Genomic DNA, 14,051 nt, shown 5'->3' on the forward strand with positions numbered 1-14,051 from the left:
GCCCCGACCGGGCCGTGGAGCAGGCCCGCCGCCGCGCCCCGGCCGGCCGGGCGGCGGTGCGCCGGGGCGTCAGGTCCCGGACCGGGCGCGGCGGGTAGGGCGCCGGCGGCGCTGCACGGCTCCGTAGGTCGCTTCGAGCGCGTCGGTCGCCGCGTCGTAGGAGCGCTGGGCGACGCCGACGAAGAGGCAGTCGACGACGGCGAGCTGGGCGATGCGGCTGACGGTGGCGCCGGACCGGAACGGGGTCTCGCGGGCGCAGGTCGTCAGGACCAGGTCGGCGGCCGCGGCGAGGGTGGAGGCGGCGTCGTTGGTGAGGGCGATGGTGGTGGCACCGCGTTCGGCGGCGGCCTGGAGGGGTTCGGTGGTGTCCTCGGTCTCCCCGGAGTGGGAGACGGCCACGGCCACGTCGCCGGGACCCAGCAGGGCCGTCGCGGTGAGGGCCGCGTGCCGGTCGCTCCAGACGAAGGCGAGGTGGCCTATGCGGTGCAGCTTCTGGTGCAGGTCCTGGCCGACGAAGGCGCTGGCGCCGACGCCGAAGATGTCGATCCTGCGGGCCTTCGCCACCGCGTCGACCGCCCGGCCCAGCGCCTCGACGTCGAGGGCGGCACCGGAGTCCTCCAGCGCCCGGACCTCGTTGTAGATGATCTTGTCGACTATCCGGTCCAGCGGGTCCGTCGGGCTGATGTCGGCGCCCTGCGTGGCGCGTTCGCCGCCCCGGGCGTGCTCGCGGGCTGCGGCAGCGGCCAGCGCCAGGCGCAGCTGCGGGTAGTTGCCGGTGCCGATGGTGCGGCAGAACCTCATCACGGTCGCCGCCGACGTGCTCGCCCGCTCCCCCAGCGCGTTGATGGACAGCTCCGCGACCTGCCCGGGGTCGGCCAGCACGGCGTCGGCGACCCGGCGTTCCGAGGGGGCGAGGGAGGGCCGGGCGGCCCGGACGCGCGCCAGGATGTCGGCGGGCGGGGCGTCGTGGGCGGACTGGTCCGGCGGACCGGACGGCGGCTGACGGACCATGGCCCCTCCTGGGTGTGGTGCGCACACGTTAACGGGGCGACCCTGGTTGGTCAAAAATTTACGTACCGCCTCACCGCACGTCACTTGTTGACATCCGGAGGAGGGCGTTCCCATACTCGGACCGCCTCTCCCCACGCCGGCGACCCCACCGGCCCGTGACTAGGAGCAAGTGTGCGCCAGCTCGACCTCGTGGTCATCGTGGTCTATCTGATCGGGATCGCCTGGATCGGCCTGCGGAAGGCAGGCCGGCAGAAGTCGTCGAAGGACTACTTCGTCGGCGAGGGCCACATGCCGTGGTGGACCGTCTCCTTCTCGGTCGTCGCCACGGAGACGAGTGTGCTGACGGTGATCAGCGTTCCCGGCGGCGCCTACAGCGGCCAGGCCTTCGGCAACGTCGAACTCGCCCTCGGCTACGTCGTCGGACGCGTCGTCGTCGCCACGGTCCTGATCCCGCTCTACAAGCGCGGCGGATTCGTCAGCGCCTACCAGTACCTCGGCGACCGCTTCGGGCTGAAGCTGCAGGGACTCGCCTCGGTGACCTTCGTCTTCACCCGGCTCCTGGCCGAGGGTGTCCGGCTGTTCGCGTCGGCCATCCCGATCAAGCTGCTGCTGGACGAGTTCGGCGTGCACGCGAGCTACCGGGTGATCATCATCGTGCTCACGCTGATCACCGTGGTGTACACCTACCTGGGCGGCATCAAGGCGGTCATCTGGACCGACGCCATCCAGATGGTGCTCTACCTGGGCGGCGCGGTCCTGGCCGTCGCGGTGCTGTCCGCGCACGTCGGCGGGGAGGGCTACGCGCGCGCCCTGGACGCCGGACGGTTCGCGCTCTTCGACACCGACTTCGACCCGGCCCACATCCTCACCAGCCCGTTCGCCCTCCCCACCGCCATCGTCGGCGGCGCCATCTTCGCCATGGCCTCGCACGGCTCCGACCAGCTGATCGTCCAGCGTGTGCTGGCGACCCGGACGCTGCGCGAGGGCCAGAAGGCCATGATCGCCTCCGGTGTCTTCGTGACCATCCAGTTCGCGGCCTTCTCCCTGGTCGGCGCGCTGCTGTGGTCGTACAACCAGGGCAAGTCCTTCTCGGAGCTGGGGCTGTCCAGCTCGGACAACCTCTACCCGGACTTCATCCTGCACGGGCTGCCCGTCGTGGTGTCGGGACTGCTGGTGGCAGGCATCCTGGGCGCCGCGATGGGCTCGCTGTCGTCGGCGCTGAACTCCATGTCGAACTCGACGGTCGCCGACATCATCCACAGCTTCTTCCGCACCACGCCGTCCGAGGAGTTCCTGCTCAGGCTCGCCCGCTGGACGACCCTGGTGTGGGCGACGCTCATGGCGGTCTTCGCCTGCGCGTTCAGCGAGAGCACGGGCAACGTGTACCTGACCGGTCTGACCATCGCCGGCTACACCTACGGAGCCCTGCTCGGCGCCTTCCTCCTCGGGCGGCTGGTGAGCCGCGCGAACGAGACCGACTCGATCGTGGCCTTCCTGGTCACCCTCGGGGTGATGACCTACATCGTGCGCGCGGTGAAGATCGACGTCACGAGCGGCGGGACCGCGGTGCCGCAGGCGATCGCGGCGCAGTGGCTGGTGCCCATCGGTGTGCTGATCACCCTCGTGGTCGGCGGGGTGCTGAGCCTGTTCCACCGGGCGCCCGAACCGCGGGACGCCGCTCCGCGGGACGAGGAACCGACTGTTGGGCCGGACCGGCTGTCGGCCTCGTCGGCCGACGGGAAGTGACCAGGCCCCCGCCCGACCTCCGGCAGGAGAAGCCATTGCGTGTGATCGGCCTGATGTCAGGCACCTCCTACGACGCCGTCGAGGCGGCCGCCGCGGACCTCGTGCTCGCGGGCGACGTCCTGCGGATGCGCCCGCTCGGCCACCTCTCCGCGCCCTACCCGGGCCGCCTGCGCGACCTGATCGCGGGCGCTCTGCCGCCGTCCGCCACGACGGTCCGGGCCGTCACCGAGCTGGACACCGGCGTCGGGCAGGCCTTCGCCGAGGTGGCGGTGCGGGCCGTGCGGGAACTGTGCGACGGCACCGCCGACCTGGTGGTCTCCCACGGGCAGACCCTGTACCACTGGGTCGAGGAGGGCACCGTCCGCGGCACCCTGCAACTCGGCCGGCCCGCGTGGATCGCGGAGGCGACCGGTCTGCCCGTCGTCTCCGACCTGCGCAGCGCCGACGTCGCGGCCGGCGGCCAGGGTGCTCCGCTGGTGGCCATGACCGACGTGCTGGCCCTGTCCGCGCTGCCCGGCGTCCCCGCGGCCCTCAACCTGGGCGGCATCGCCAACGTCACCGTCGTCGCCCCCGGCACGGCGCCGTCGGCGTTCGACACCGGGCCCGCCAACGCCCTGATGGACGCCGCCGTACGGCACTTCACCGGCGGTGCCTGCGAGTACGACGAGGGCGGGCGCCGGGCCGCGGCGGGCCGGGTGGACCAGGCGCTGCTGCGGGTGTTGCTGGCCGACCCGTACTACCGCAGGCCGGCGCCCAAGAGCACCGGCAAGGAACTCTTCCACCTGCCCTACCTGTTGGACGCGCTCGCCGCGGCGCCCGTACCCGAGCCCGACGACGTGCTGGCGACCCTGGCGCGCCTCACGGCCGTCACGGTGGCCGACGCCTGTCGTGCGCACGGAGTCACGCGGCTCGTCGTCTCCGGCGGCGGCGCGCACAATCCCGTGCTGATGAACATGCTCGCCGGGGAACTGCCCGGCGTACCGCTCGGATCCAGCGACGCGCTCGGGCTGCCCCCGGATGCGAAGGAGGCGCTGGCCTTCGCCCTGCTGGGCTTCCTGACGGTCAACGGGCTGCCCGGCGCGGTCCCTTCGGGGACGGGGGCGCGCCGGGCGACACTGCTCGGCTCCCTCACCCCGGGCCACGCGCCCCTGCTCCTGCCCGAACCCGCCGCCGCACCGCCCCGGCTGCTCCACGTCACCGACGAGCCCCTGGTGTGACGGTGTCACCGGGCCCGTGCGGCGCGGGCCGGCCGCCGGCCGCGCCGAACCACCGCGCCAGCCCTTCGTCCAGCCCCTCGTCCAGCTCCCGTTGGCCGTCGCCGGCCCAGGCCACGTGGCCGTCCGGCCGCAGCAGCAGCGCGGGCACGGCCGCCTCCGGGTCCTCGTCGACGACGTGGTCGACCCGGTCCGACCACCCCGTCACCGACAGCCGGCCGGTGCGGTCCAGGAGCAGTCCCCGGCCGGAGTGCATCCGGTCGTACAGGCGTCCCCGGCCCAGTTCGACGTCGCGCATCCTGCGGCCCAGCAGTGCGTGTCCGGCACCGAAGTCGTAACGGACGTCCAGCGCGGTGACCTTCTCGGTCAGGTGGCGGCTGACGTCCTCGAACCGCATCAGTTCCGCCAGCAGCCGGCGCACCGCACGGGGGCCGGGCCCGGTGGACAGCAGCTCCATCTGGGCCCGGGTGTTCTCCAGCACGTCGGCGGCGACCGGGTGCCGTTCCGCGTGGTAGGTGTCCAGCAGTCCCCCGGGCGCCCAGCCGTTCACCTCGGCGGCCAGCTTCCAGCCGAGGTTGAAGGCGTCCTGGACGCCGAGGTTGAGACCCTGTCCGCCGACGGGCGGGTGGGTGTGCGCGGCGTCTCCGGCCAGCAGCACCCGGCCGGTCCGGTACCGCTCCGCCAGCCGGGTGCCGTCGCCGAACCGGGACAGCCAGCGCGGCGAGTGCACGCCGAAGTCGGTGCCCGCGCAGGCCCTCAGCTGCCGTTTGAACTCCGCGAGGGCCGGCGGGGCCGACCGGTCCTCGGCGACGCCGTCGGCGGGCACGACCACGCGGTACACGTCGTCCCCGACGGGCCCGACACCGAACCTCTTGTGGGTCCGGCGGATCTCGGTCACCAGCGCGGCCACCGTCTCCCGGTCCGCGCTCACGCGCATCTCGCCGATCAGCGTGTCGGTGCCCGAGGGTTCGCCGGGGAAGCCGACGCCGAGCAGTCCGCGCACCGTGCTGCGGCCGCCGTCGCAGCCCACGAGGTAGCGGGAGCGCAGCCGGGTCCCGTCGGCGAGTCCGGCGGTCACCCCCTCGTCGTCCTGGCCGAGCGCGACCAGCTCGCGGCCGCGGGCGAGTTCGGCGCCGAGTCCGGTGGCGCGCTCGGCGAGCAGGCGCTCGGTGGTGGGCTGCGGGATGCCGAGGACGTAGCCGTGCGCGGTGTCCAGTTCCCGCGGCGCGGGCTTGTCGATCGCGGCGAAGGACCCGCCGACGGGGTGTCGCCGGCCGTGGGCGAGGAAGCGCTCCAGCAGGCCGCGCTGGTCCATCACCTCGATGCTGCGCACGTGCAGGCCCAGTGAGCGCACCACCCGCGTCGGCTCGGTCTCCTTGTCCAGCACCCGAACCCGTACGCCGTGCAGGCGCAGTTCACCGGCGAGCATCAGGCCGGTCGGTCCGGCGCCGACGACGAGCACGTCGATCATGAGTCCCCCATGGTGCGGAATCGTCAGGTGCGGCCGCCCGCCGTGCGCGGGCGGCGGCCGAGGGCGACGATTCTGCGCCACGGACGGGCCCTTGCCGCAAGGCCCCCCGTGCGCTATAGGTTGAGAGTGGCGGGAGGAGAGTGTTCCTTCTGCCTTCTCTGTTGCCGTTCCTGTCGCCGGCTCACGTTGGTCGTTCCTGCTGCCCGCTCCTGCTGTCGCTGGTCAGGGCCGCGCCAGAACGAGGGAGGAGCCGCCGGCCCGGATGCCCTCCGCCGCGGCATCCGTCAGGTCGGCGTCGGTGACGATGGTGTCGAAGGCCGTCAGCGGCGCGACACGGTAGCGGCCGAAGGTGCCGTACTTGGAGGAGCCGGCCACCAGCACCGAGTGCGCGGCGGAGGCCATGGCCGCCTGTTTGACGTCCACCTTGGACTCCGAGGGAGTGGTCGTGCCCCGCAGCAGGTCCCAGGAGCTGGTGCTGATGAAGGCGACGTCCAGGGCGAGCCGGCGCAGGGTGTCGGCGGCGAGGCGGCCCACGCTGGAGCGGTTGGAGACGTCGACGCGGCCGCCGACGTGCACGAGTTCCAGGTTCTCGGCGTCCATCAGCCGGCCGATGGTGGTGAAGTCGTTGGTGACCACGGTGAGGTGCGGCAGCCGGGCGAGTGCGGGCGCCATGGCGAGCAGAGTGGTGCCGGCGTCGAGGTAGACGGTCATGCCGTCCTGGACCAGGCGCGCGGCCTCCGCCGCCATCGCCTGCTTCTGCGGCTGCTCGACCTCCGACTTGTCGAGGAAGCCCGGTTCGCTGCTGATGGTGCTGGCGATGCGGACTCCGCCGGGGACGGAGAACACCAGGCCGCCGCGTTCGAGTTCGGCGATGTCGCGGCGCACGGTCATGTGGGAGACGCCGAGCAGCCGGGTGATCTGCTGCACGCTGAGCACGCCGTCGCGCCTGAGGTGCTTGAGCAGCTGTTCGCGGCGCTGATCGGGGATCAGCGGGGGGTGCTCGCCGTCCGAGGTCATGGTCCGGTCTCCCTTCGACCGTGTTGACGTTAGCCGATGATCATGCCGGTGGTGGCCCCGGACGGACCACCACCGGCACGCGGGGTCAGCCGTGCACGACGGTGCTGAGCAGCAGCACGCCGCCGAGGCTGATCAGCGACTGGATGGACAGCATCAGCGTCCAGGTGCGGAAGGTCTGCGCCACCGACAGCTGGAAGTACTCCTTGAAGAGCCAGAACCCGGAGTCGTTGACGTGGGAGAGCATCACCGCTCCCGACGCCGTGGCCAGCACCATGAGTTCCGGCGAGGTGCCGGGCGAGGCGCTGAGCAGCGGCGCGACGATGGCGGTGGCCGCGGCGGTGGCGACGGTCGCCGAGCCGAGGCAGATCCGCAGCAGGGCGGCGACCAGCCAGCCGAGCAGCAGCGGGGGTATCGCCCAGTCCACCGCGTAGTCGGAGATGAGCTGGTCGATCCCGGTCTCCGTCAGCATCGCCTTGAAACCGCCGCCGGCGCCGAGGATCAGGATGATCGCGCCGACCGGAGCCAGTCCCTTGGACGCCATCTTCTGCAGTTGGCCGAGGCCGAAGCCGGACCGTACGCCGAGGGCGAAGAAGGCGAAGATCACGGCCGCCAGCAGGGACAGCACGGAGGAGTTGCAGGCGTCGAAGAACTGGTACGGCAGCGTGCCCTCGGCCGTGTTGGCGGTGCCCAGGGTGCCGATGAGCATCAGGCCCGGCGGGAGCAGCACGGTGATGAGCGCGAGGGTGAAGGAGGCCGGCTTGCGCCGGTGCTCCGGCTCGGTGCTGACGGACTGGACCGGGCCGCGGTCGAGGTCGGGCGCGGGGCCGAACCAGCGGCTGATGACCTTGGTCAGCACCGGTCCGGTGAGCACGGCCATCGGGATGCCGATGACCAGGCCCCACAGGATGGTGAGGCCGGTGTTGGCACCGTAGGCGGAGACGGCCAGGGTCGGCGAGGGGTGGGGCGGCAGCAGGCCGTGCGAGACGTACAGGCCGGCGGCCATCGGCAGGCCCACCCAGAGCAGGTGGGTGTTGCTGCGCTTGGCGACGGTGTACACCAGCGGCACCAGCATGACGAAGCTGACGTCGAACAGGTGCGGCATGCCGATCAGCAGGGCCGCGGCGGTGATGGCCGCCGGGATCCACTTCACCGGCCGGGAGCCGATGAACACGGTGGCGATGCGGTCGGCGCCGCCGGAGCCGAGCAGTATGCCGCCCAGCAGGGTGCCAAGACCGATGGTGGGACCGCTGCCGCCCAGCGTGTCGCCGAAGCCGTCCTGGAAGGCCTCGACGGCACGCACCGGGGCGATGCCGGACGCGACGCCGAGCCCGAGGGCGGAGAGGGCGAGCGCGAGGAAGGGGTGCAGCTTGGTCTTGGTGATCAGCAGGACCAGGACGACGACGGCCGCGGCCCCGAGCAGGAGGTGCTGGAGGTCGGTACTCATGCGGCGGGTGTTCCTTCCGTGCCGGCCGGGAAGCCGCGCGAGGCGCGTCCGGCCCGCCAGGCGCCCAGCAGCCCCGGGTCCGGGTCGGCCAGGTCGGCCACCCGGATCGGCTCGCCGGCGGCGACCGGCCGGGCGAGCGTGGCGTGGGCGGCGAGGTAGAGGGGCGCGATGTCGTCGGGCGCCTCCTCGCCGCGCAGCAGGACGGCCTGGACGCCGGTGACGTCGTGGTGGTGGCCGCCCATGGCGAGGGCGGTCCCGGCGGGCAGGTCGGTGCGGGCACGGCCGGCGAGCACAGCGTACGAGCGGGGGTCGGTGCCGCCGGAGGGGCGGTGGTGCAGCACCGCGGACAGCAGGCTGACCGGGGTCTCGACGCCCATCAGGTGGTAGGGCAGGTAGATCGCGGCGTACTTGCCGTCCTTGCTGAGGACGTGGCCCTTCTCGCGCAGGGTCTCCCAGGTCACCGGGTCGTCGGTGCGCACGACGACGAAGACGCCGCCGGCGAAGGAGGCCTCGCCGGGCAGGCGCAGGGCGCTGAAGACGTCCACGACTCCGTCGCGGGCGAGCAGGCCGCCCTCCTCGCGGGGGCGGTAGACGTCGGCGAGTTCGGCGATGCGGGCGACGGGGTAGTGCAGGCGTTCGGTGTCCGGGCCGAAGCCGGTGTTGTTGGCGACGACGGCCATCTCGCAGTAGTCGGCGGTGGCTCCGGTGGGCAGGTCGGCGACGGCCGCGGCCCGCGCGTCGAGGGTGGCGCGCACGTCGTCGCCGAGGGTGAGCAGCCCGGCGAGCTGAGGGGCGGGCACCGTGGTGTCCAGCTGCGTGACGGTCCCGGCCTCGGGGTCGAGGACGAGGTCGTACTCGGTGGACTTGCCGATCGCCACGATGTCGAGCCCGAGCAGCTCGGCCCAGGTCACCAGGCCGATGAGGTTGGCGGGCTGGTCGCCGTCGGCGGTGGTGTAGACGAGGCCGCGGGCGGCGGCGAGGTCGGCGAGGTGGAGCCCGGCGACGGAGTCGACCTCCTTGCTCACCATCGCGACATGGCGGTCGGCGGCCAGCGCCGCCTCGGCCATGGCGAGACCGTCCGCGGGGCTGCCGGTCGCTTCCACGAGGATGTCCCAGGGCGCCGCGGTCAGCAGGGCGGCGTCGGCGACGAGGGCGATGCCGCCGCGCGCGACGGTCTCCGCGACGGCGGTGGCGTCGGGGCACTCGGCCGGCAGCGCGGCGTCGTATCCCAGTCCGTCCAGCATCGCGCGCAGCCTGGGCAGGTCGCGGTCGCACAGGACCGCCGGGACGAGCCCGGGCAGCCGGCGGCTCTGGGCCAGGAGGGTGCGCGCGAATCCGCCACCGGCCCCGGACAGTGCGTACCGCACCGTCCGGCCGCCGCTGTCGGCGAACAAGTGATGCAGGTTCATGAGGCCCTCCTGAATGAGCGCGCAAGGTCGTGACTGGGGCTTCTCACGCGGTCGACGGGCGACTGGAGTGCTGTGGGACGCGCGTTCTAGAAGCAGCGAATGAACAACGTGTATCACCAGATCCCATCTGGGTAAAGTCTGGTAACATAATTTCACAGATCATCACGGGTGGCCGTCGGCCGCACCAGGAACCCGGACAGCAACGCAGGAGCACTTGATGCCGACCCTCGGGGCCATCGCAGACGATTTCACCGGCGCGACCGACCTTGCGACGATGCTGGTCGCCCGCGGTTTCCGGACCGTGGTCGCGGTCGGCGCCGACGCGGTCTCCTCCCCCGCGGACTCCGACTCACCTGCGGGCTCCGACTCCGCCGCGGAGTCGGACGCGTCCGGCAGGTGGGCGGACACGGACGCCGTCGTGGTGGCCCTGAAGTCGAGAACGGCGCCCGTGCCGGAGGCGGTGGAGGACTCGGTGAGGGCACTGCGCGCCCTGCGGGCGATCGGCTGCCGGCGCTTCTACTTCAAGTACTGCTCGACGTTCGACTCCACACCCCGCGGCAACATCGGACCGGTGACCGACGCCCTGCTGGCGGAGCTCGGCGAGCGGCGCACGGTGGTCGTGCCGTCCTTCCCGGCAACCGGGCGGACGGTGTACCGGGGGCGGCTCTTCGTCCACGACGACCTGCTCGACGAGAGCCCCATGCGCCACCATCCGCTCACGCCGATGCTCGACTCCCGCGTCGACCGGCTGCTGCGCCCGCAGACGGACCACGCGGTCACCCGTGTCGGCCTGGACGCGGTGCGGGCCGGCACGGACGCCCTCCGCGCGGCCCTGGGCGAAGCGGCCCACGCCGACGCGCTCACCGTCGTGGACGCCGTCGACGACGAGGACCTGCGCACCGTCTCCGCCGCCACCGAGGACTTCGGCCTGGTGACCGGCGCCGCCGGGCTCGCCGTGGGCCTGACCGGCCCGCATCCCGACCAGGCCCGCGCCCGTCCCGCGTCGCGTCCGGGGGACGCGGGGGTGGTCCTCGCGGGCAGCGCCTCCGCCGCCACGCGCGCGCAGGTCGCCGACGCGCTGGGCAGCCTGCCGCACCGGCGGCTCGACCTGGCCCGGCTGCGCGCCGACTTCGACAGTGCGGTGGACGGCCTGACCGCGTTCGTGCGCGAGTGCTGGGAGGGCGACCCCGCCACACCGCCCCTGATCTACGCCGTCGCCACGCCCGAGGACGTCGAGACCGACACCCCGCCCGGAACGGAGCCGCCCTCGTCACTGGTGGAACGGGCTCTCGCCGCCTGCGCGACGGCACTCGTGGACGCCGGGGCGCGCCGGCTCCTGGTGGCGGGCGGAGAGACGTCCGGTGCGGTCGTCACGGCACTGCGGGCCCGCACGCTCGCCATCGGGGCGCCCATCGCCCCGGGCGTCGCCTGGGCCCGTACCGAGGTGTGCCCGACCGGCACCGCCCACACCGTCGACCTCGCCCTCAAGTCGGGCAACTTCGGCGGCACCGACATCTTCACGCAGGCATGGGAGCAGCTCGTATGACCGCCCTCGAACACGAACTCGTCGCGGCGGCGGCCCACCTGGCCGGGCTCGGGCTGAGCCCCGGCTCCTCGGGCAACATCAGCGCCCGGGACGGCAACCGCGTCCTGGTCACCCCGACCGGCACGGACCTCGCGGCGCTGGACCCCGCCGGCCTGTCGGTGCTCGACCTCGACGGCAACCACCTCGACGGCCCGGCGCCGTCCAAGGAGTACCCGCTCCACCTGGCCTTCTACCGGCGTGAGCACGCCACCCGCGCGGTCGTCCACCTGCACTCCCGGCACGCCGCCGCGGTCTCCTGCCGCGCCCCCTGGTCCGAGCGCAGCGCACTGCCGCCGATCACGCCGTACTTCGTCATGCGGGTGGGCCAGATACCGATGCTCCCCTACGCCCCGCCCGGCGACCCCGCCCAGGCCTCGGACCTGGAGCTGCTCACCTTCCCGTGCCGCGCCGCGCTGCTGCAGAACCACGGTCCGGTCGTCGCGGGCACGTCCCTGCGGGCGGCGACCGAGGCCGCGATCGAGGTGGAGGAGGCCTCGGCGCTCCTTTTGCTCCTGGGAGAGCAGCCGGTACGCCATCTCACACCGGCCGAGGCCACCGCGCTGGCGCGGAAGTACGGCACCCCCTGGCAGCCGGCGCACTGACCCGGTCCCGTGCGGGCGGGCCGCCGGGGTTCAGGTCGAGATGCTGGTGACCGCCTCGACCCCGTAGGTGCGCGCGTAGCCGTTCTCGGTGCCGACGAGAAGGTCGACGACCTCGAAGTACCGGTCCCAGAACGGGGTTTCGCGCAGGGCGTCGACGAGGAGCTGGTAGGCGCGGTGGTCCTCCGCCTCCCAGACCCAGACGTCGGTGACCCGGGCGGAGTAGAACTCCGTGTCGTAGAAGCGCGACCGGACACCGGTGGTCCCGGCCTCGACGGCGGGGACGACCTCGGTGGTGAAGGCGCGCACTCGCTCCTCGACCGTCATGGCGAGCCATTCGGGCGTGGTCTTGACGAGCATGAACGCGGTGACCGGTGCTTGGGCGGTCTCTGCGGGCATGGTTGCTTCCTGTCCTGGGTGGAGGGGGGCCGGCGCAGTGGGGCTGTCCGGACGGGGCTTCATCGGGTCCCGGCGAGGACCGCGGGCCTGAGGGTTGCGGCGGCCCAGTGCGCGAAGGTGGTCGGGGTGGCGGTGTCCGGGGTCCGGGCGACACCCGCGTCGAGGCCGTCGTCCTTGGCTCGCTTCATGTCGACGACGCCTTCCACGAACGTCTTGTCGAGGCCGTGGCCGGCGAGGGCCGCACGCAGGTCGGCGAGCGCCTGGCGCTCGTAGCGGACGGGGCGTCCGAGCTGTTCGGTCATGATGCGGGCCAGGTCGTTGGGCGACAGGTCCTGCGGGCCGAGGACCGGGACGCTGCCGGTGCCCTTCCAGGACCGGTCGAGCAGGAGCCCGGCGGCGACGGCGGCGATGTCCGCGACGGCCACGAGGGGGGCCTTGCGGTCGGCGTCGACGGTGTCGGTGAACCGGCCCTCGTCCCGGATGGCGTCGGCGTCCTCCAGGAGGTTCTCGAAGAACGACGGGCAGGCCAGCGCGCGGAAGGCGACGCCGGAGCGCGCCAGGAGGTCGTCCATGGCGAGTGAGGCGGTGACGAGTCCGGCGCGGCCGGCGACCGGGGTGCCGCGGCCGAGGGCGGAGACGCCGACCACGTGGCCGACGCCGTGCGCGGCCAGCGCGTTCGCGGCGGGGCGGGTGAATTCCAGGTACGCCTCGTCCGGGGTCCGGGAGGAGTCCGGCGGGACCAGCCAGAAGACGGCGTCGGCGCCGTCGAAGGCCCGGTCGACGACCGCGGGGTCGCCGTGCGAGCCGGTGACCACCTCGACGCGCTCGCGCACCGCGTCGGGGAGCCGTGCCGGGTCGCGCACGATCACGCGCAGTGCCTCGCCGCGGGCGGGGGCGGAGTCCAGGAGCAGCGGCAGCAGCCGACGGCCGACGTTCCCGGTCGGAGCAGTGATGACGATCATGAACACCTCGTTGGTCCGTGCCGTTTCGATGAGCCCTCATCCTGTGGAGCCGCGAGGTGTTGCCACAATGGGAACTTCAGCAAGGGATTGTTGTCACGAATGGAATGATGCTGGTGAACAGCGTGGAACCGGTGTCGCCGGTCATCGACGCCAACCTCGTCGTCGCTCTCGACGTGCTGCTCGCCGAGCAGAGCGTCACCCGGGCCGCCGCCCGCCTGCACACCTCCCCCGCGGCCATGAGCCGCACCCTGGGCCGGCTGCGCCGTCTTCTCCAGGACCCCTTGCTGGTCCGGGCCGGGCAGCGCATGGTGCCGACCCCGCGTGCCCTCGCCCTGCGGGACGAGGCGGCCTCCGTGGTGCGCAGGCTCGGCGCCCTCCTGACGCCGGCCGCCGGCGTGGACCCCGCCACGCTGCGCTCCACCTTCACACTCCAGACCGCCGACCTGGTCGGCGCCGCCCTCGCCGCCGGTCTGCTGGCCCTGGCCGCACGCGAGGCGCCCGGGGTGTCGCTGCGGTTCCGGGCCGAGGAGCTGGAGGCCGGACCGGCCCTGCGGGACGGCCGGGTCGACCTCGAAGTCGGGGCGATCGACCACGTGGATCCGGAGACCCGGGTCGAGGACCTCGTCGCCCTGCGGATGACGGCGGCCGTCCGGCCCGGCCACCCGCTCACCGAGGGGCCCATGACCCCGGCCCGGTTCGCGGCAGCCGAGCACGTCGCGGTCAGCCGTCGCGGGAGGTTCGACGGCCCCGTCGACGTCGCTCTGGCCGAACACGGCCTGAGCCGCCGGGTCGCCGTCGTCCTGCCGGGCCACCTGGCCGCGCTGTCCCTCGCCGCCCGCACCGATGCCGTCGCCCTGGTCCCGGCCGTGCCGGAGGGCGCGGGGGCCCCGCCGAGTCCGCTCACCGAGCAGGCCTCGGCCCTGGGCCTGCGCCTCCTCGACATCCCGCTGGCGCTGCCGCCCGTGGCCATCGGCATGGCCTGGCACCCCCGGCACACCGCCGACGGCGCACACCACTGGCTGCGCGGCGCCGTCCGCAGGGTGCTGTGCGACTGACTCTCGCTCCGACACAGGCAACATGTTCGCTCACGATGGGTCTATGAACTGTCCCGCGTGGATGGCTCACCACCATAAAGAACAGTCAGCGCAGCGCGTTTCGGCTTGCAGCGCAACACACATCCATCCATCCCACTCA

12 protein-coding genes are annotated in these 14,051 nt (G+C 73.1%); 5 read left to right on the forward strand and 7 right to left on the reverse strand.

Features of this window, described 5'->3' with window-relative positions; translation table 11 throughout:
• Positions 1 to 69 precede the first annotated feature (69 nt).
• A complete protein-coding gene (locus IG94_RS0106670; protein WP_031032397.1) occupies positions 70 to 1,011 on the reverse strand; it encodes a MurR/RpiR family transcriptional regulator in 942 nt (313 codons plus the stop codon).
• A gap of 171 nt (positions 1,012 to 1,182) precedes the next feature.
• Between IG94_RS0106670 and IG94_RS0106675 the strand changes: the two genes are divergently transcribed.
• Positions 1,183 to 2,757: a sodium:solute symporter gene (locus IG94_RS0106675; protein ID WP_031032399.1), complete on the forward strand. Its 1,575-nt coding sequence runs from the start codon at positions 1,183 to 1,185 to the stop codon at positions 2,755 to 2,757.
• Between the two features lie 35 nt (positions 2,758 to 2,792).
• On the forward strand, positions 2,793 to 3,974 hold the full coding sequence (locus IG94_RS0106680) for an anhydro-N-acetylmuramic acid kinase (RefSeq protein ID WP_031032401.1): 1,182 nt from the start codon (positions 2,793 to 2,795) through the stop codon (positions 3,972 to 3,974).
• On the opposite strand, the gene rox is transcribed toward IG94_RS0106680, so the two are convergent.
• The 4 genes from rox to IG94_RS0106700 all read right to left on the reverse strand — a co-directional run bounded on the left by rox (position 3,952) and on the right by IG94_RS0106700 (position 9,312).
• Positions 3,952 to 5,442, reverse strand: a complete 1,491-nt coding sequence (gene rox / locus IG94_RS0106685; RefSeq protein WP_052410573.1) for a rifampin monooxygenase — start codon at positions 5,440 to 5,442, stop codon at positions 3,952 to 3,954. The genes IG94_RS0106680 and rox overlap by 23 nt on opposite strands.
• A 222-nt stretch (positions 5,443 to 5,664) precedes the next feature.
• Positions 5,665 to 6,459 carry a DeoR/GlpR family DNA-binding transcription regulator gene (locus IG94_RS0106690; RefSeq protein WP_031032406.1) on the reverse strand — a complete coding sequence of 265 codons (795 nt, stop codon included), beginning with the start codon at positions 6,457 to 6,459 and terminating at the stop codon, positions 5,665 to 5,667.
• Positions 6,460 to 6,544: 85 nt separating this feature from the next.
• Positions 6,545 to 7,903, reverse strand: a complete 1,359-nt coding sequence (locus tag IG94_RS0106695) for a GntT/GntP/DsdX family permease (protein WP_031032407.1) — start codon at positions 7,901 to 7,903, stop codon at positions 6,545 to 6,547.
• Entirely contained in the window at positions 7,900 to 9,312 is a 1,413-nt protein-coding gene (locus tag IG94_RS0106700; RefSeq protein WP_031032410.1) for a homoserine dehydrogenase, read from the reverse strand. The genes IG94_RS0106695 and IG94_RS0106700 overlap by 4 nt, the downstream gene beginning before the upstream one ends.
• A 217-nt stretch (positions 9,313 to 9,529) precedes the next feature.
• On the opposite strand from IG94_RS0106700, the gene otnK reads away from it, so the two are divergent.
• Together otnK and IG94_RS0106710 are read left to right on the forward strand one after the other, a co-directional pair.
• Positions 9,530 to 10,858, forward strand: a complete 1,329-nt coding sequence (gene otnK, locus IG94_RS0106705; protein ID WP_031032412.1) for a 3-oxo-tetronate kinase — start codon at positions 9,530 to 9,532, stop codon at positions 10,856 to 10,858.
• A complete protein-coding gene (locus IG94_RS0106710) occupies positions 10,855 to 11,499 on the forward strand; it encodes a class II aldolase/adducin family protein (protein WP_031032415.1) in 645 nt (214 codons plus the stop codon). Before otnK ends, IG94_RS0106710 begins: the two co-directional genes overlap by 4 nt.
• A gap of 30 nt (positions 11,500 to 11,529) precedes the next feature.
• On the opposite strand, the gene IG94_RS0106715 is transcribed toward IG94_RS0106710, so the two are convergent.
• Positions 11,530 to 11,895: a darcynin family protein gene (locus tag IG94_RS0106715; RefSeq protein WP_031032417.1), complete on the reverse strand. Its 366-nt coding sequence runs from the start codon at positions 11,893 to 11,895 to the stop codon at positions 11,530 to 11,532.
• A 59-nt stretch (positions 11,896 to 11,954) separates the two neighbouring features.
• Positions 11,955 to 12,857 (reverse strand): NAD(P)H-binding protein, encoded by a 903-nt coding sequence (locus IG94_RS0106720; protein ID WP_031032420.1) that lies wholly within the window; start codon positions 12,855 to 12,857, stop codon positions 11,955 to 11,957.
• A gap of 104 nt (positions 12,858 to 12,961) precedes the next feature.
• Between IG94_RS0106720 and IG94_RS0106725 the strand changes: the two genes are divergently transcribed.
• Positions 12,962 to 13,912 (forward strand): LysR family transcriptional regulator, encoded by a 951-nt coding sequence (locus tag IG94_RS0106725; protein WP_031032422.1) that lies wholly within the window; start codon positions 12,962 to 12,964, stop codon positions 13,910 to 13,912.
• Positions 13,913 to 14,051: the final 139 nt, after the last annotated feature.

The sequence above is a fragment of the Streptomyces olivaceus genome (assembly GCF_000721235.1).
Taxonomy (GTDB): domain Bacteria; phylum Actinomycetota; class Actinomycetes; order Streptomycetales; family Streptomycetaceae; genus Streptomyces; species Streptomyces olivaceus.

Bases quoted from the DNA above. Each gene is read 5' to 3' on its own strand.
- IG94_RS0106670 (WP_031032397.1), bottom strand. From the start codon at position 1,011: ATGGTCCGTCAGCCGCCGTCCGGTCCGCCGGACCAGTCCGCCCACGAC.
- rox (WP_052410573.1), bottom strand. From the start codon at position 5,442: ATGATCGACGTGCTCGTCGTCGGCGCCGGACCGACCGGCCTGATGCTC.
- IG94_RS0106690 (WP_031032406.1), bottom strand. From the start codon at position 6,459: ATGACCTCGGACGGCGAGCACCCCCCGCTGATCCCCGATCAGCGCCGC.
- IG94_RS0106695 (WP_031032407.1), bottom strand. From the start codon at position 7,903: ATGAGTACCGACCTCCAGCACCTCCTGCTCGGGGCCGCGGCCGTCGTC.
- IG94_RS0106700 (WP_031032410.1), bottom strand. From the start codon at position 9,312: ATGAACCTGCATCACTTGTTCGCCGACAGCGGCGGCCGGACGGTGCGG.
- otnK (WP_031032412.1), top strand. From the start codon at position 9,530: ATGCCGACCCTCGGGGCCATCGCAGACGATTTCACCGGCGCGACCGAC.
- IG94_RS0106710 (WP_031032415.1), top strand. From the start codon at position 10,855: ATGACCGCCCTCGAACACGAACTCGTCGCGGCGGCGGCCCACCTGGCC.
- IG94_RS0106715 (WP_031032417.1), bottom strand. From the start codon at position 11,895: ATGCCCGCAGAGACCGCCCAAGCACCGGTCACCGCGTTCATGCTCGTC.
- IG94_RS0106720 (WP_031032420.1), bottom strand. From the start codon at position 12,857: ATGATCGTCATCACTGCTCCGACCGGGAACGTCGGCCGTCGGCTGCTG.
- IG94_RS0106725 (WP_031032422.1), top strand. From the start codon at position 12,962: ATGATGCTGGTGAACAGCGTGGAACCGGTGTCGCCGGTCATCGACGCC.